General features: G+C 39.3%; 12 protein-coding genes, 3 tRNA genes and 1 rRNA gene. 7 read left to right on the top strand and 9 right to left on the bottom strand.

Annotated elements, in window-relative coordinates:
• Position 1: 1 nt before the first annotated feature.
• The 8 genes from DPV81_RS08230 to erpA form a co-directional block, all read right to left on the bottom strand.
• Positions 2-1,135: an ABC transporter permease gene (locus DPV81_RS08230; protein ID WP_111387813.1), complete on the bottom strand. Its 1,134-nt coding sequence runs from the start codon at positions 1,133-1,135 to the stop codon at positions 2-4.
• Complete coding sequence (locus tag DPV81_RS08225; RefSeq protein ID WP_111387811.1) at positions 1,122-2,462, bottom strand: ABC transporter permease; 1,341 nt, start codon at positions 2,460-2,462, stop codon at positions 1,122-1,124. The genes DPV81_RS08230 and DPV81_RS08225 overlap by 14 nt, the downstream gene beginning before the upstream one ends.
• Entirely contained in the window at positions 2,462-3,856 is a 1,395-nt protein-coding gene (locus DPV81_RS08220) for a Fe-S-containing protein (protein WP_111387809.1), read from the bottom strand. The genes DPV81_RS08225 and DPV81_RS08220 overlap by 1 nt, the downstream gene beginning before the upstream one ends.
• A 115-nt stretch (positions 3,857-3,971) precedes the next feature.
• The gene (locus DPV81_RS08215; RefSeq protein WP_005696223.1) at positions 3,972-4,493 is read right to left on the bottom strand and encodes an iron transporter; all 522 of its coding nucleotides are present in this window, start codon (positions 4,491-4,493) and stop codon (positions 3,972-3,974) included.
• Positions 4,494-4,521: 28 nt separating this feature from the next.
• A complete protein-coding gene (locus tag DPV81_RS08210; protein WP_111387807.1) occupies positions 4,522-6,426 on the bottom strand; it encodes an FTR1 family iron permease in 1,905 nt (634 codons plus the stop codon).
• A 216-nt stretch (positions 6,427-6,642) separates the two neighbouring features.
• Positions 6,643-9,042: a penicillin-binding protein 1B gene (mrcB, locus tag DPV81_RS08205; RefSeq protein WP_111387805.1), complete on the bottom strand. Its 2,400-nt coding sequence runs from the start codon at positions 9,040-9,042 to the stop codon at positions 6,643-6,645.
• Positions 9,043-9,066: 24 nt separating this feature from the next.
• Positions 9,067-9,420 carry a YacL family protein gene (locus DPV81_RS08200; RefSeq protein ID WP_165818976.1) on the bottom strand — a complete coding sequence of 118 codons (354 nt, stop codon included), beginning with the start codon at positions 9,418-9,420 and terminating at the stop codon, positions 9,067-9,069.
• Position 9,421: 1 nt separating this feature from the next.
• Positions 9,422-9,769, bottom strand: a complete 348-nt coding sequence (gene erpA / locus DPV81_RS08195; RefSeq protein WP_005696219.1) for an iron-sulfur cluster insertion protein ErpA — start codon at positions 9,767-9,769, stop codon at positions 9,422-9,424.
• Between the two features lie 125 nt (positions 9,770-9,894).
• Here erpA and map point away from each other — a divergent pair, with 125 nt between their 5' ends.
• Positions 9,895-10,698, top strand: coding sequence for a type I methionyl aminopeptidase (gene map, locus DPV81_RS08190; protein WP_111387801.1), 804 nt, complete (start codon positions 9,895-9,897; stop codon positions 10,696-10,698).
• Positions 10,699-10,759: 61 nt separating this feature from the next.
• Positions 10,760-13,345, top strand: coding sequence for a bifunctional uridylyltransferase/uridylyl-removing protein GlnD (glnD, locus tag DPV81_RS08185; protein ID WP_111387799.1), 2,586 nt, complete (start codon positions 10,760-10,762; stop codon positions 13,343-13,345).
• Between the two features lie 46 nt (positions 13,346-13,391).
• On the opposite strand, the gene hemL is transcribed toward glnD, so the two are convergent.
• Positions 13,392-14,675 carry a glutamate-1-semialdehyde 2,1-aminomutase gene (hemL, locus tag DPV81_RS08180; RefSeq protein ID WP_111387797.1) on the bottom strand — a complete coding sequence of 428 codons (1,284 nt, stop codon included), beginning with the start codon at positions 14,673-14,675 and terminating at the stop codon, positions 13,392-13,394.
• A 120-nt stretch (positions 14,676-14,795) separates the two neighbouring features.
• On the opposite strand from hemL, the gene wecA reads away from it, so the two are divergent.
• From wecA to DPV81_RS08155, 5 genes are all read left to right on the top strand, one after another.
• On the top strand, positions 14,796-15,860 hold the full coding sequence (gene wecA / locus DPV81_RS08175) for a UDP-N-acetylglucosamine--undecaprenyl-phosphate N-acetylglucosaminephosphotransferase (RefSeq protein WP_005697607.1): 1,065 nt from the start codon (positions 14,796-14,798) through the stop codon (positions 15,858-15,860).
• A 182-nt stretch (positions 15,861-16,042) separates the two neighbouring features.
• A tRNA-Arg gene (locus DPV81_RS08170) sits at positions 16,043-16,119 on the top strand.
• A 31-nt stretch (positions 16,120-16,150) separates the two neighbouring features.
• Positions 16,151-16,226: transfer RNA gene (locus DPV81_RS08165), tRNA-His, on the top strand.
• 24 nt (positions 16,227-16,250) lie between these two features.
• Positions 16,251-16,327: transfer RNA gene (locus DPV81_RS08160), tRNA-Pro, on the top strand.
• Between the two features lie 172 nt (positions 16,328-16,499).
• Positions 16,500-16,578: ribosomal RNA gene (locus DPV81_RS08155) — 16S ribosomal RNA — on the top strand; the annotation flags it as partial.

The raw sequence follows: 16,578 nt of genomic DNA, 5'->3' as shown, positions 1-16,578 counted from the left end.
TTTATTCCCCTTTTAACACATTTGCGGTTTGGATATTTAAAGCGCGTTTGGTTGGTACAATCACCGCAATAAAGGCAACCAATAACGATAAGACGATAGTAATTGGAATAACCGGTAGACGCATATCAATGTAAGATTTAAATACGGTTAATCCAAGTAATTGAGCCAAGATGTAGCCGAGAATCAGTCCTGCTACAATTGCACAAAGTGCAATGATCAGAATCTCGGTACTAATCTGTTTAATGATGTCACTTTGTTTAGCACCTAAGGCTTTTTGTAGCGCAAATTCTTTTGCTCGCTCACCAACAATTGCAATCAACGTGGTGTTCACACAAAGGGTGGCGAGTATCAAAATGACCAATGAGATTAAGCCCATTAAGCCTTTGATTTTATCTAAAATCTGTCCTTCAGAAGCAGAGACTTTTCGAATTGGTCGAGCAGTCAGATCGGGTTGATGTTGCATAATGTCTTGGGCAAATTGTGCAACGTTACCTTGTTCATTTTTGACATTGAGCAAGGCATTATTAGCTAATCCCTCTTTATCCAACCAATTTTGGGCAAACTCTAAATTCACGATTAGCATGTTGTCTGTGGCATCACCTGCCTCAACAATACCTTTTATCGTGAATTCATGTTTTTCGACCGCATTTTTAGACAGAGTTAATTTACTTCCAACACCTAAATTAAGGCGTTCTGCTAAGGTTTTCCCAATCATGGCATTGCGATCGTCAAAATTCACATTAATAGCTGAGCCGGTAATTTGCCAATAAGGCGCAAGCACTCGCATATCTTCAAACCACACGCCCATAATCACGATTTTTTCTAAATCACTTCGCGCAACACCATACAAATAAGGGCTGGCAGCGGTGATAAAATTATCCGGTGAATTGTGCAGAATTTGCTTTAATTGGCGTTCTTTCATCAATCCACCATTGGCTGCGCCGATGTAAAAGTTTGCCCCGAAAGTACGGAGCTCTTGGCTCATTTTAGTATTAATATCGAAATAGACCGCTGCCATTGCCGTCACAATGGACGCACCAACAGTCAACGCAGAGAAGATAATAAATACCCGTTGTAAACGTAGGCGTAATGCTTGGAAGATTAAACGCCAAAACATACTTTTATTGGCGGCCATAGAGCACCTCCACAGGGTAAAGTTTGGCAATACGATGAGCAGGGAACCAAGTACCCACTACAGCAATTAAAATAGACAGCATCAATACGCAAGGGATTACAATCCAAGCAAAACTCAGTGGCACGCCAAATAGTGCAGAACCAATAAATCTTGCTAAGCCCCAACCTGCAATACAACCAAGCGAGCCACCAATTAAAGCACTGATAATGGCTTCACAATAAAATAATAACGCGATTTGCCATTGATAGGCGCCTAAGGCTTTCATCAAACCAATCTCTTTTGAACGCTCAATGATCCCTGTACTCATTAAGGAGGCAATTCCCATGGCAGCTGCGATTAAGGCAGCAAGCGTAACGACAGCAAGTAATAATTGGATTTTACCAATGACGACACCTTCTGATGCTGCGACCTGCCAAATTGGGCGAACAATAGCGCCTGAGATAGCTTCTTCTAATTGGTGGGAAATAGAAGAGACATAAGCCGTACAATACCAACGATCGTACTCTTCCGCATCCAATGCATCGGTATTAGCACGCGCTTTACGAGAAAGATCATTTTCTGGTACGGTAAGTGCAGAGACTTTAACTGATTGAATTTTCCCTTCTAAACCCAGTAATTTTTGTACAGCATTGAGGGGCATGACTAATTGATTATCTTCAGCTCCACCCGTAGATAAAATACCGGTAATTTCAACCGCACTTTGATTATCTAGCTCATTAGTTTGATAGCGAAGCTGGATTTTATCACCTTGTTTTAAGCCAGTTCGTTGAGCCAATTGCTCACCAATCAATGCAGGGATAAATTCTCCCTCAGGTGTTTCAAGATCGTTGACCCATTCCCCTTGCACATGCCAATAAGGACTAATAATTTTTTGTCCTGTATGGTAATCATCTTCATCTGGTACAGGGATGTTATGATCGAAAAACGTACCCAGCACATTAATTTGTCCAAGTGCGGTTGATTTATCGTGAGTTTTTTCGGAAAGCGTTTCAGCTTTTACATCTGCACTTAATAACGGTGCAAAACCTACGATATTATTTCGCCAGAAAATATCTTTAATATTCGGCAGTTCTTTTTCATCGAGAAAATCTTGGCTGCTTAAATCTGCGTTATTGCTGAGTTCATCAGGCAGGGCCGCATTACTTGCAGGTTCAACTAAAATATTGGCTCCGTAAGACTTGAGCTCTTTTGCCATTTTATCGCCAATATCAATAGATACCGCCAAGAGTGCAGAGACTAAGCCCGCCGCTAAGAAAATAGTAATTACGGCCAACAGTTTACGTTTAATGCTAAAACGCCAAGATTGAAATAACATTCTTGCTAGCATTATTCCCCCTTACCTAAATACTTTTCAGGGTTATCACGGAATAAATCAAGGTTTTTCTCACTTTCAAAGAAGTAAGTTTTACCTTCGTAATTATATTTGTGCTCCGTTTTAGTGTTTTTCATTTGGGTGCCACTAATCGGATCTTTTACATCGATTTCAACAATCGTGCTAAATAAATTTAACCCTTCTTCTAAGCTAGTTCGATTAATGAGAATTTCAGTTTCGTTTTGTTGCCAATCTTCAATCGGCACAGGATTACAGCCACCCGGTTTACCAATAGATGGAATAAACATATGAACGCCGCAGCCCACACAAACCACCTGATTGCCTTCCATTACATAGCCTTGGTCACCACAAAGCAAGCAAGCATCAAATACCGCGGCTAGACTTAATTTATCCGGTTGACGATTAATGACAAAGAAACGCACGGCTTTACCGTCATCAGCAATCCAAACAAAACGATGTAATTTTCCATCTTTTACTTGCTCAATTGGAATATGGACTTGTTGCTTTTCATCTAAGGTCAACGGAATCGCTTCTGAAAGTTGTGGTGGACGAGAAGCAATTTGCTCCCAATAAAGCTGTGTAGCAAAAATAATTGCTAATGCCAAATAGCCCCAACCAAGTAAGCGAGAGGAGGTACGCAATGCGGCTAATTTTTGGCGTTTTTCAATGGGTTCTTGTGTCGCAGTAACTTGTTGCTTGCGGGATAAATGAATTTTGCCGTAAAAGATGGCAAGTACAACGAAGAGTAAAGCTGCACAGATATAATTTAACCAGCGAGTGATTTCGCCCGATTTCGCAACAAAGCTTAAACGTAGTTTGGTGAGTTCAAGCACTTGAAGCTTCATTAAAATTAATAAGAGTTCACCAATAAGTGGAACAAGTAAGCAAATTAAGAGAAGGCTCATCACACCTTTTAAAAGTGCGGTCGATTTTTGTTGTGTTTTTCTCGCTTGTTTTAAAAGTAAATCGATCCACCCTTGTAAACATAAACAAAAAACAAAGGCAAAAATGACTGCACTTATGTGCAGGATAGAGTCTGTATTGATGACATCTGTAGAGACAAGTGCGGTAATGTTAGGATCTTTTGCCCAGAAACTGCCTGCGATGAGCATTAATACCATTTGCCAAAAAGCAGGTAAGCGACCTTTACCGAAAATTAAACATAAGGCAAAGATAAACAATAGTGCCAATATTACGCCATTGAGCACTAAATTGGTCATTTGTCCCGTAGGTAAACTAAGACGTAGTACGATACCGGCAATAAAGCCAAATAAGCTAAGCCAAATTATTTTTTTTGCACTCACAGTGGATTGTTTGCTGTGATAAACACCGAGCAATAATGAAAAGGGTAAAAGTGCTTGAAGGAAAAAAGTAAAAAAATAATTCATAGTTTGATCATTTTATGGGATAAAACAGACGATATTTTAAGGTTAAATTAAATGCTACTGCCTTCCCCTGACAAACAAGGGAAGGCAAGTTGGTAAAATCGAGATTTACCTTAGATTATTTGATGCCAGTGAATTTGAATTCATAGCTAACATCAAATGGTTTCCACCAACGGCCTACACCTGTTTCAGAGTCAGTATGACGGTGCATACCTGCTTTTGATGGTGGATCGATGTGATAAGTTAATTTATAGTTACCCACGCCCATCATTTTCACGTTAGCACCGTAGTGAGGACCATCACCTGCTACCATCGGCATGAAGGTACCTTCTTGTTTTTCACCCGTATCAGTATTTACTAAAGTATAGTTGATGGTTAAGTAAGGCATCCATTCACCATCACCAAAGCCATTTTTATTACCTTTTACTGCGTGAATGTCCGCTTCTAAGTGGATATCTGATTTCGCTGCAGGTAAACCCATGCCACGTGGCTCCATATCGATTGGTTTGAGATAAACCGCTGCAATTTCCATTTCATTCATGGTTACTGCTTCGCCGATTGGATATTCTTGGAATGCGTTAGCAGTAGACGCGGTAAAAATACCCGCAAATAATGCTGTTGCTAAAAGTGCTTTTTTCATTGTTTTTCTCCTAAAGGATTGTTGGGTATTACGCGGCTTTTTTGCTTTGATATTTCATAATAAACAGAGCAAATACGGCTGCGACGAGTAAGATTGCTTGTGGAATCAAGGTTTCCATATAAGGATAAATACCTAACCACGAAATTTCAGGCGCACCGCTAATCAGCGTAGGCTCGAAAAGTTTGCCTTCAATGAGTTCTAAAACAGATTTACCGGCGAATACAAAGGCCATTAAGTACATAAATGAACCCGTAAACATAAAGAATGGTTTAAGCGGTAATTTCACCACGGTATAACGCATCACGAAGTAGCAAATGGTGAGAATAATTGCGCCGACAATGATACCTGCGAAAAGGTAGATGAAACTGACCGCATTTTTCGCATCACCTACAAGGGCATAATAGAACAATACCGTTTCAGCCCCTTCACGATATACCGCTAAGAAGCTGGTAAGCCATAGGCCAATGAGTGAGCCTGTGGTAAGGGCAGTAGAGAGTTTACCTTCTAAATAACGTTTCCAGTTTTGAGCTTCGACTTTCGACAATAACCAGTAACTCATCATAAAGAGCATGACGACGGCAAAAATCATCGTAAAGCCTTCGAGTAATTCGCGGTTTTGACCGGAGTTTTCAAAGATAAGTTGGAAGATAAATGCGGTAACCACACTGGCAATTAATGCTACATAAACCGACTGACGGATAACCGGTAATTTATCTTGGTGGTTATTTTTAATTAAGTAAGTCACGATAGCTGCAACAATCAATAACGCTTCTAAACCTTCACGAAGAATGATTAAAAGGCTATATAAGAACATAGACCAATCGCTTTGTTCTTCGCCCTGTAACATTTCAACCGCTTTAGTTAAATTCTGGTCTAGACCATCGGCTTGAGCTTGTAACTTATCACCTTGTTCAGCTTTCATTAAACTGACGAGGCGAGTAAAGTAGCCTTCAAGTTCAGCTTTAAAGTTACTATCACGAGAACCCACTTTGTTTTCCATTCCTGTACTTTCAAACACATCGAAATAGGTGTCTTGTACGGAAAGAATCGCTTTTTTGCTTTCACCTTGTTGATAGAGAGCAATAGCTTGTTGAATACGTTGATTAATCTCTTGTTTAATCTTATTCCAATCTTGCTCTTGTTGGTTATCAGTTGCTTGCTGTGCCGTATTGGATTGAACGTTTTGTTCTTCTCTCGTGGTTGGCAAGTTAGGCAAGTTTTCTTCAATATCTTGCAATAATTGCGTGCTTTGGTAACCAATCTCTGTGATTTGATCGGTTTGTTCACTTAAACGAATGATGTTGTAAAACTGTTGGTTAATCGCAGCTGAAATTTCTGCAGAGCGATTTTGGCGAATGGACATTTCCATTTCTGAGTTTTTATAGCCATCATATTGTGCTTGTTGGAACAATTTTTTCGCGTTAGCAAGATCACCATTTTGATAAGCATCGATCCCTTGAGCGATCAAGTCATCAATGGTTTTAAAACTTTGTTGCCAATAAGGGGCAATCGCTTGATTATCATAAACGCCATGTTGTCCATCGGCATTGAGTTGATGGCCTTCAACCAGAGATGGCAACACTTCTTTTAATTCTTTTTTGAGTTGATCGATTTTAGCCTGAATCTCTTGTTTTGAACTGCCTTCACCGATCATTTTACGGATCTCGCCAAAAGTCGCTTCCATTTGGTAGCTTTTTTGTGCTGAGAAATTGATACGAATTGGGCCTTCTAGATTTTCAAAGACTTCAAAATAAGCCATTTGCACTTCAGTTCGGGCGTCATCTGTATTACCTTGTTGAATAAGTTGAGACGTTTTACCTAAGCGAGCCGTAATATCATCAACCCATTGTTGATAGTTATCTTGTGCAAAGAGTGAAGAAGAAAAGGCGAGTGAAAAAATTAAAAAGAAAAATCGAATAGAACGGAATAGCATTGCTATTTACCTCATTACCTCAAATGAAATTAATTTCTATTTATAATTATCCTTTGATATCAGTGAAATGACAATAAATAATTCTAATTTTTGTGATGGAGATCAAAAAATTCACACGAGTTGGAAATCTAGAGACGGTTATTTGATGCTAAAAAGAATAAAGCGCCTTGCTAGGCGCTTTATGGAGATATAAAGTGCGGTCAAAAATAAGCGAGTTTATTGAGCCGGCGAGGCTTCTTCAACAGGCACTTTATTATCTAACACATCCCATACACTTTCTTGTTTTGGTGATTCAGGTTGTTCAGGTTGTGGCGATTGCGTGGTTTGCGCCGCGGTAGCAGTCGCAGTACTCGTCGTTTGTGCTGAAGCGCAGAAATTTTGATCTTTATTTGCCCAAACTGGGATTGTTCGGCTGCTACCACAACTCCAACTACCGTAAGCATTGATGCCAACCCATTTAATGGTAGAAGGTTGACCAAGTTTCAGTTTTTCAATGACAACACGGTTTAAGTAATCTTTATAGATTTGTAATGCACCTGAGGCTCCGGTTAATTTGGTTTCGCCGTTATCATCACGACCTAACCAAATGGTACTGACATTTTTACCATCAATACCGACAAACCACGTATCACGAGCATCATTGGTTGTCCCTGTTTTACCCGCAAGACGAAGATCCGCATAATCATTTTGTAAGCTACGTGCGGTACCACGTTCGACGGTTTGTTGCATCGCATATAAGGTTTGATAAGCCGCTTCTCTCGGCACAACTTGATCCGGCACGGTATTGTGTTCGTAAATAATATTGCCTTGGCGATCGGTAATGCTTTGAATGGTGCTTAACTCTATTTTTCCGCCTTGATTGGCAATGGTTTGATAGAGTTTTGTCACATCATAAGGTGAAATACTGTAAGAACCAAGCAAGGTTGCCGGCACTTTTGGAATTGTCACATTGTCCCAACCCATGGCTTTTTGCGTATCAATCACTTTACTTAAACCAACTTTCATCCCAATGTTTACCGTTGGAATATTCAATGAGCGGGCAAGAGCATCCATCAACATAACCGAACCGCTATATTTACGATCGTAGTTACGAGGTTGCCAAGGTTGGCTACCTTTAACATAAATCGTGATTGGCTGGTTTTGAATCGGCGTATTTAAACGGAACTGTTCCGGATTCATCAGTGCAGTCAAATAAATGGATGGTTTTACCAAAGAACCAATTTGACGTTTTGACATTAATGCACGGTTAAAGCCCGCATATTCTGTTTGTAATCCACCCACAACAGCACGTATTTCACCCAAGTGATAATCCGCGACAATCATTGCGCCTTCTAAATGTGGATTTTTAGTTTGTACTTGCAATTGATTGACTGTATTCACCACGGCATTTTCAGCTTGTTCCTGTTGTTTTAAATCCATGGTGGAGAAAATGCGTGCACCAAGTAGTGCAGAAGTTTTATTTTCCCCTAATTGACGACGAAGGTCCGCTTGTAATGTTTGAATGAAAGCAGGGTATTTGCGTGAAATTTGTCCTTTAGCTTGCACGCCTAATGGACGTTTACTCAACATCTCATATAACTCATCTCCGATCATCTTGTGATCAAGCATCAGTTTTAATACCACATTTCGGCGATCGAGGGCATATTGTGGATTTCGCCATGGATTATAAAGGGATGGGCCTTTCACCATGCCGACTAAAAGGGCGATTTGGTCCAGACTAATTTCACGGATAGAACGACCAAAATAGAATTGGCTTGCCAATGCGAAACCGTGAATTTGGATATCGCCATTTTGACCAAGGTAAATTTCGTTAAGATAGGTTTCTAAAATACGGTTTTTATCATATCGCCAATCTAATACTAATGACATCAACGCTTCATTAACTTTACGCGTAATAGAACGTTCACTGGATAAGAACAAGTTTTTCACTAATTGCTGAGTCAGTGTACTGCCGCCTTGAACCGTTTGACCCGCTCTAATATTGGCTATCATTGCCCGCACAATCCCCACTGGATTAATCCCGTTATGATCATAAAAACGGCGATCCTCTGTCAGTAATAAGGCATCAATGAGTAAGCGAGGGTATTGCTGTAATGGAATCGCTAAACGATCTTCATTATCCGATTCCAACATGGCAATTAATTTAGGCGCAAGACGGAATTCATCAACCGCTTTGACGTTGACTAAATCTTCAATACGAGAAAGTTTGTTATCGGTAAAACGTAAACGCAACACGCGTTGTGGTTCAGGCTTATCAGGATAAGGGAACGCACGACGAAGTAACACGATGGTATCGTCTTCGAGCTTAAAATCGCCCGGTGCTGCAATCATAGTAGTTTGACGGTATTCGTTATCCAATAAGATTTGAATCACTTCGTCAAAAGAAAGGTTATCAGACAGTTTTACGCTTTCTAAGCGACTATACACTTCAGCCGGTAAACGCCAAATCTGGCCATCCATTTTTGAGCGAATTTGCCAGTCTAAATAGCCACCATAAAATACGGCGAGCGTCCCTAAAGTAAAGGCTGCTTTAGCTAAAAAGATTTTACAAGAACGGCGCTTATCTGGCGCTTGTGTTTCTTGTTGTTCTGATGAGGTGTTTTCCGTTTCCGACATAATAGTTAGCTTCAGAGAATGAGGTTAAGCAATAAATTCAAAATAGGCATTAAGAAAGTGGATGAAGTCTGTTGTACCACAGAAGGCGATACTTTCTTCATCATAATAATGGAAGTCGTCTTCTAAAATTTCATCTGTTTCAATTGCAAGATTATTAGCTCGAATCATCACTTCATCGGTATTGATAAAAAGCATGTATTCGGAACCAATCAACGTGACTTCATCATTATTTTTAATCTGCTCACAGGCAGAAAGTGCGGTCAAAAACGCTTGAGGATTTGACCGCACTTCTGAATTAAACCAATTGGCTAGGGCAATGTGTTCCATCGAACATTTAGCATGTACATTGCCTAGATAATGGGTAAATTGAAAATCCATGTTAGATGCTGAATGAAGAACCGCAACCACAGGTACTGGTTGCATTTGGATTGTTCACCACAAAACGAGAACCTTCTAAGCCTTCAGTGTAATCCACGGTGCCGCCAATTAAGTATTGTAAACTCATTGGGTCAATCACTAATTGCACACCGGCTTTTTCAATGGTTAGGTCACCTTCATTGACTTTATCGTCAAAGGTGAAACCGTATTGGAAACCACTGCAACCGCCACCGGTAATATAAACGCGTAATTTTAATTCGTTGTTTTCTTCTTCGCTAATTAAACTTTTTACTTTATTGGCTGCCGCATCAGTAAAAGTTAGCGGTACGGCCATATCTAAATCTGACATATCTCTATCCCCACTTTCCTAAAAATAATCCTTGTATTATCTAATAACCTGTTAATTCATTCAAGATTTTTCACGGAATTAGTGCTATTATACGCGAATAAATCAGAATTAAATAAGGAGAAATAATGGGCATTCCATTAAGAACTGAAGAAGAAATTGTTAAGTTACGTGAAGCGTGTAAATTAGCGTCAGATGTCTTGGTCATGATCGAACCTTATGTCAAAGAAGGGGTGACCACAGGTGAATTGGATCACATTTGTCACGATTATATGGTGAATGTACAAAAAGTAATTCCTGCGTGCTTAAATTATCATGGTTTTCCTAAAGCAACCTGTATTTCTATAAATGAAGTAGTTTGCCATGGTATTCCAAGCGACGATAAAAAATTAAAACGTGGTGATATTGTCAATATTGATGTGACTGTGATTAAAGACGGTTATTTCGGTGATAATTCGAAGATGTATGTCGTGGGAGAAACCAATATTCGTAGCCAAAAATTGGTTGAAGCAGCACAAGAAGCGCTTTATGTGGGATTACGTACGGTTAAGCCGGGTATTCGTTTAAACGAAATTGGCAAAGCGGTACAAAAATATACTGAAAGCCAAGGATTTAGTGTTGTGCGTGAGTACTGTGGCCACGGAGTGGGAACTGAGTTCCACTGTGAACCTCAAGTCTTACACTATTATGCGGATGACGGCGGTGTGATTTTAAAACCAGGTATGGTATTCACTATTGAGCCAATGATTAATGCGGGTAAAAAAGAAGTGCGCATTATGGGCGATGGTTGGACAGTAAAAACCAAAGACCGTAGCCATTCTGCACAATATGAACATCAAATTGTCGTGACAGAAACCGGTTGTGAAGTGATGACCATTCGTGATGAAGAAATTGCGGAAGGTCGAATTCAACGTATAATGAATAACCTTTAAGTTCAGCTAAAAGCCTACGATAGTGGGCTTTTTTTATAATTGTTTTGTTTGTGGAATACCTATGCTTTTTCCTTATTATTTCGACTCTCCACTCACGCCAAGTGCGGTCAAAATTCAGCGTGAAAATTTGAAGGAATTTGAACGTCAGCACTTTACTGATTATTCCGTTTTTGAGCTGATTGCTAACCGTACACAGTTTTGTGATGATTTGTTAAAACAGCTTTGGCAGCAATTTAAATTAGATAAAGTTAATCTCACCTTAATTGCAGTAGGCGGTTATGGCAGACAAGAAATCTTTCCTTTATCTGACCTCGATGTTCTTATTCTTTCAAAAGAAGAAAGAGAGTCTGAAACGGAAGAAAAAATTGCTCAATTTGTGCAGTTCTTGTGGGATTGTGGATTTGACGTAGGGCATAGTGTTCGTTCTTTAGAAGAATGTGAAAAGGAAGGTAAACAGGACATTACTATTGCCACCAATTTGCTTGAGTCCCGTTATTTATCGGGTGACTTATCCCTTTTTAATGCTTTAGGGGAAATATTGAAAAAGCCAGATTTTTGGGCGATAAAACCATTCTTTGACGCTAAAGTACAAGAGCAAATTGAACGTTATCAGCGCTATCACAACACCAGCTATAATCTAGAACCTGATTTAAAATACAGCCCAGGTGGTTTGCGGGATCTTCATCTTTTATATTGGATCGCATTACGACACACTGGGGAAATGACCCTTGATGGCATTTTGAAAAGTGGCTTTATTTATCCATCAGAACACCAACAATTATTAGAAAGCCAAGAATTTTTATTTAAAGTGCGGTTCGCTTTACACTTGATTTTAAAACGTTATGACAACCGCTTGTTGTTTGATCGTCAAATCAAAGTGAGCGAGATGCTTGGTTTTGAAGGTGAAGGAAACCGTGGTGTCGAAAAAATGATGAAACGTTTTTTCCAAGCTTTACGCACGATTTCTCGTTTAACCGATATCCTGATTAAGCATTATAAAGAACATTTTTTATCAACGGATGGCGAGGTTTCTATTCATCCCTTGGATGATAATTTTGAGCTAGTAAATCAAAGTTTGTGTTTACGTAAAGATGATCTGTTTTTACGTTATCCCGATCGTATTTTGGATCTTTTTTTCTATCTAACGCAGCATGAACAAGCCGAAATTCATTCTTCAACATTACGCCAGTTACAGATTGTGTTGGAAAGCTTGACGCAGAAATTATGTGATATTCCTGAAGCAAGAGAGAAATTTATTCGGTTATTTAATCAACCGAAAGCCATTCAGCGAGCATTCCTTCCAATGCACCAATATGGTGTGTTAACGGCTTATTTGCCACAATGGCAGGGGATTGAAGGTTTGATGCAATTCGATCTTTTCCACATTTACACCGTGGATGAGCACACCTTACGAGTGATGTTGAAATTGGAGAGTTTCTTAGCTGAAGACGAAGCAGAATCCCATCCCATTTGCCATCAAATATTTAGCCAAATTTCTGACCGCACTTTGCTTTATGTTGCCGCACTTTTCCATGATATAGCGAAAGGACGAGGGGGTGATCATGCGGAGTTAGGGGCTGAAGATATCGCTGACTTTGCTCGTTTGCATGGTTTTGATCGTCGAGAAATTGAAACAATGATCTGGTTGGTAAAAGAGCATTTGCTCATGTCAATTACCGCACAGCGTCGAGATATTCATGATCCGGAAGTCGTGATGAGCTTTGCGGAAAGTGTACAAAATCATGTGCGTTTAGATTATCTCACTTGTTTGACGGTCGCGGATATTTGTGCAACGAATGGTACCTTGTGGAATAGCTGGAAACGTTCTTTATTTGCCTCACTCTATGATTATACGTCGCAACAATTCCGACAAGGGATGAATTTATTATTAGATAATAAAGAAAAGATCCTTGAAAACCGCCAATTGGCGCTGGCAATTTTATCCGAATATCAACCAGAATTATCGAAAGAAAAAATCTTAGCACTCTGGCAACGCTGTCCAGATGATTATTTTTTACGAAATAGCCCAAAACAAATTGCGTGGCATACAGAGTTATTAGCTGAATTTGATGGTGAAGTACTGGTTAAAATTAGTAACCGTTTTTCTAGCGGTGGGACTGAGATCTTCGTTTATTGCCCTGATCAAGCCAACTTATTTAATAAAGTGGTTTCAACCATTGGTACGAAAAAATTCAGTATTCATGATGCGCAAATTTTAACATCGGATGATGGATATGTATTCGACAGCTTTATCATCACAGAATTAAATGGTGAATTGGTTCGATCAGAACGCCGCCGAGAATTAGAGACGGTATTAACCTCTGTTTTATTAGGTGAAAAATTGCCATCCATGTCTTTTGCTAATAATCGACAGTTGCAACATTTCACCGTTAAAACAGATGTACGTTTTTTGAAAGAAACCAAAAAAGAGCATACCGAATTAGAAGTGGTGGCTTTAGATAAACCAGGTTTATTGGCTCAAATCAGCCAGATTTTTACTGAGTTAAAACTCAATCTTTGTAATGCAAAAATTACGACAGTAGGGGAAAAAGCCGAAGACTTCTTCATTTTGACAAATGAAAAAGGAATTGCATTAACCGAAGAGGAAAGGGGATTATTAGAAAACGTGCTCTATGAACGTTTATAATATGAAATAAAAAAGTGCGGTTAAATTTAACCGCACTTTTTATGTTTTAAGCAACTGCTGCAAATGCAATATCTGCGGCAGCAAGCGTTTTTTCAATGTCTTCATTTGTATGAGCTAAAGACATAAAGCCCGCTTCAAAAGCAGAAGGCGCAAGGTAAACACCTTGATCGAGCATTTTGTGGAAGAACACTTTGAATTTTTCGGTATCACATTTCATGACTTCTGCATAAGAGGTAACTTGTTTTTGGTCAGTGAAGAAAAGACCAAACATTCCGCCTACATGATTAATCACGAATGGCACATTGTGTTTTTTAGCTAATGCTTTTAAGCCATCACAAAGTTTTGTAGTTAATTCTGCAAGGTGTTGTTCGTTACCTGCTTTTTTCAATTCAGTTAAACAGGCTAAACCTGCAGCCATTGCAATCGGGTTGCCTGAAAGGGTACCCGCTTGGTAAACCGGACCGGTCGGTGCAAGGTGTTGCATAATTACTTTTTTACCACCCACTGCACCCACTGGCATACCGCCACCAATGACTTTACCTAATGTGGTGAGATCCGGTGTTACACCATAATAAGCTTGTGCGCCTGCAAGTGAAACACGGAAACCAGTCATGACTTCGTCAATAATGAAAAGTGCACCATATTGATCACAAATTTCACGAATGCCTTGTAAGAATCCTTCTTTTGGTGGAATACAGTTCATGTTGCCTGCGACAGGTTCAATAATCACACAAGCGATATCGTTAGGGAATTCTTCAAATAACTTTTTAACAGAATCAAGATTGTTATATTCAGCAGTTAAAGTGTGTTTTGCAAAATCTTCAGGTACACCTGGTGAGCTAGGTTGACCAAGTGTTAACGCTCCCGATCCTGCTTTTACTAAAAGTGAATCAGAATGACCGTGGTAACAACCTTCAAATTTTAAGATTTTGCTTCTATTGGTATAACCACGCGCAAGACGGATTGCTGTCATGGTTGCTTCAGTACCTGAACTCACCATACGAACCATTTCAATAGATGGCACAATTTCACAGACTAATTCTGCTAAATCAATTTCAGACGGTGTTGGCGCACCAAAGCTCAAACCATTCTCTGCTGCTTTTAATACAGCATCTAAAATAGCAGGGTGGTTGTGACCTAAAATCATAGGACCCCAAGAACCTACATAATCGATATATTGTTTGCCTTCAGTATCGTAAATATAAGCGCCTTTGGCTTTTTGAATGAATACAGGTGTACCACCTACGCCTTTAAAGGCACGAACAGGAGAGTTTACGCCACCAGGAATAACTTCTTGTGCACGAGAGAAAAGTGCGGTTGATTTTGTCATGATTTGAATCCTTATATTAAAAGTGGTCATATTGTACTAAAAAACTGAATTTGAGAAAAATCTTTGTGTGCTGATTTTTCTTTATGTTATCCTTTGCAAAAAAATTTTAGGATAAAAACTATGCTAAGTCTTCTCGTCACTTTTTTAGGGGCATTTTTGACCTTAATTGTCATGCGACCAATTGCCAATAAAATTGGCTTGGTTGATAAGCCAAATTATCGTAAACGTCACCAAGGTGCGATTCCGCTCATTGGCGGTGTTTCTCTTTTTATGGGAAACCTTTGCTATTATTTAATGGAGTGGGATCAACTTCGTTTACCTTATCTTTATATATTCAGTATTTTTGTTCTACTGGCAATTGGTATCTTAGATGACCGCTTCGATATTAGTCCCTTCTTGCGTGCAGGGATTCAAGCCGTGCTTGCGATTTTAATGATCGACTTAGGTAATGTTTATTTAGATCATTTAGGTCAAATTCTCGGACCATTCCAATTAACACTTGGCTCTATTGGGTTGATTATTACCGTATTTGCGACAATAGCAATTATTAATGCCTTTAATATGATTGATGGTATTGATGGATTATTGGGTGGATTATCAATTGTTTCCTTTGCTGCTATTGGTATTTTAATGTTCCGTGATGGACAGATGGATATGGCATATTGGAGTTTTGCCTTAATTGTCGCGATTTTGCCTTATCTATTATTAAACTTAGGTATTCCGTTAGGACCTAAATATAAAGTGTTTATGGGCGATGCAGGAAGTACTTTAATCGGCTTTACTATTATTTGGATTTTGCTTTTAAGTACGCAAGGAAAAGGACATCCAATGAATCCAGTGACCGCACTTTGGATTATTGCTGTTCCTTTAATTGATATGGTGGCAATTATTTATCGTCGCTTACGTAAAGGAAAAAGTCCATTCAGACCAGATCGCTTACACGTACATCACTTAATGGTTCGTGCAGGATTAACGTCTCGCCAAGCCTTTTTATTAATTACCTTATTTGCGGCAATTTGTGCTGCAATTGGGATCTTAGGTGAGATTTTCTATATTAATGAATGGGCAATGTTCATTGCGTTTATCGTGCTATTCTTCCTTTATGCTTATTCAATTACAAAAGCATGGAAAATTACTCGATGGGTACGAAGAATGAAACGTCGAGCGCGCCGTAATAAACAATAAACTAAATAAAGAGGATAGCAATTTGCTATCCTTTTTTACTATTTAGCACTAAAAATAGACGAATAAATAATAAATTCTATACAAATTGAACAAAAATCTATCTTTTGATATTTTTTTTCAAAAAAGTGCTAGACAAGGTATTGGGAAATCATTAATATACGCCCCTGCAACGACGCAGTAACGCGTTCGTAGCTCAGTTGGATAGAGCGTTGGCCTCCGGAGCCAAAGGTCGCAAGTTCGAATCTTGTCGAGCGCGCCAGAAAGTCAATGCGATGAACAACTAATCAATGGTGGCTATAGCTCAGTTGGTAGAGCCCTGGATTGTGATTCCAGTTGTCGTGGGTTCGAATCCCATTAGCCACCCCATCTTCTCATTATTGAGAAATCTGACGGCGAGTAGCGCAGCTTGGTAGCGCAACTGGTTTGGGACCAGTGGGTCGTAGGTTCAAATCCTATCTCGCCGACCAATTTATTTTTTTGCTCTTTAACAATATATCAGACAATCTGTGTGGGCACTTGTTGATTGACTTGTTTTAAAAATATTTTTTTAATTTTGAAGTCTTAATAGGTGCTAACTAGAAATTCATATACTTTTTAAGTAGTGACATTTTATGTCAGCAGTATTGAGCGATTGAACTTGAATTGAAGAGTTTGATCATGGCTCAGATTGAACGCTGGCGGCAGGCTTAACACATGCAAGTCGAACGGTAACATAAAG

Origin of the sequence: Haemophilus parainfluenzae, from assembly GCF_003252795.1 — a bacterium.
Classification (GTDB): domain Bacteria; phylum Pseudomonadota; class Gammaproteobacteria; order Enterobacterales; family Pasteurellaceae; genus Haemophilus_D; species Haemophilus_D parainfluenzae_K.
The sequence above is the reverse complement of the archived record's forward strand: the minus strand, read 5'-3'. Positions and strand labels throughout refer to the sequence as shown.

What these genes read in the sequence shown, in the direction of transcription:
- DPV81_RS08230 (WP_111387813.1), bottom strand. Translation starts at nt 1,135, where the DNA reads ATGGCCGCCAATAAAAGTATGTTTTGGCGTTTAATCTTCCAAGCATTA.
- DPV81_RS08225 (WP_111387811.1), bottom strand. Translation starts at nt 2,462, where the DNA reads ATGCTAGCAAGAATGTTATTTCAATCTTGGCGTTTTAGCATTAAACGT.
- DPV81_RS08220 (WP_111387809.1), bottom strand. Translation starts at nt 3,856, where the DNA reads ATGAATTATTTTTTTACTTTTTTCCTTCAAGCACTTTTACCCTTTTCA.
- DPV81_RS08215 (WP_005696223.1), bottom strand. Translation starts at nt 4,493, where the DNA reads ATGAAAAAAGCACTTTTAGCAACAGCATTATTTGCGGGTATTTTTACC.
- DPV81_RS08210 (WP_111387807.1), bottom strand. Translation starts at nt 6,426, where the DNA reads ATGCTATTCCGTTCTATTCGATTTTTCTTTTTAATTTTTTCACTCGCC.
- mrcB (WP_111387805.1), bottom strand. Translation starts at nt 9,042, where the DNA reads ATGTCGGAAACGGAAAACACCTCATCAGAACAACAAGAAACACAAGCG.
- DPV81_RS08200 (WP_165818976.1), bottom strand. Translation starts at nt 9,420, where the DNA reads ATGGATTTTCAATTTACCCATTATCTAGGCAATGTACATGCTAAATGT.
- erpA (WP_005696219.1), bottom strand. Translation starts at nt 9,769, where the DNA reads ATGTCAGATTTAGATATGGCCGTACCGCTAACTTTTACTGATGCGGCA.
- map (WP_111387801.1), top strand. Translation starts at nt 9,895, where the DNA reads ATGGGCATTCCATTAAGAACTGAAGAAGAAATTGTTAAGTTACGTGAA.
- glnD (WP_111387799.1), top strand. Translation starts at nt 10,760, where the DNA reads ATGCTTTTTCCTTATTATTTCGACTCTCCACTCACGCCAAGTGCGGTC.
- hemL (WP_111387797.1), bottom strand. Translation starts at nt 14,675, where the DNA reads ATGACAAAATCAACCGCACTTTTCTCTCGTGCACAAGAAGTTATTCCT.
- wecA (WP_005697607.1), top strand. Translation starts at nt 14,796, where the DNA reads ATGCTAAGTCTTCTCGTCACTTTTTTAGGGGCATTTTTGACCTTAATT.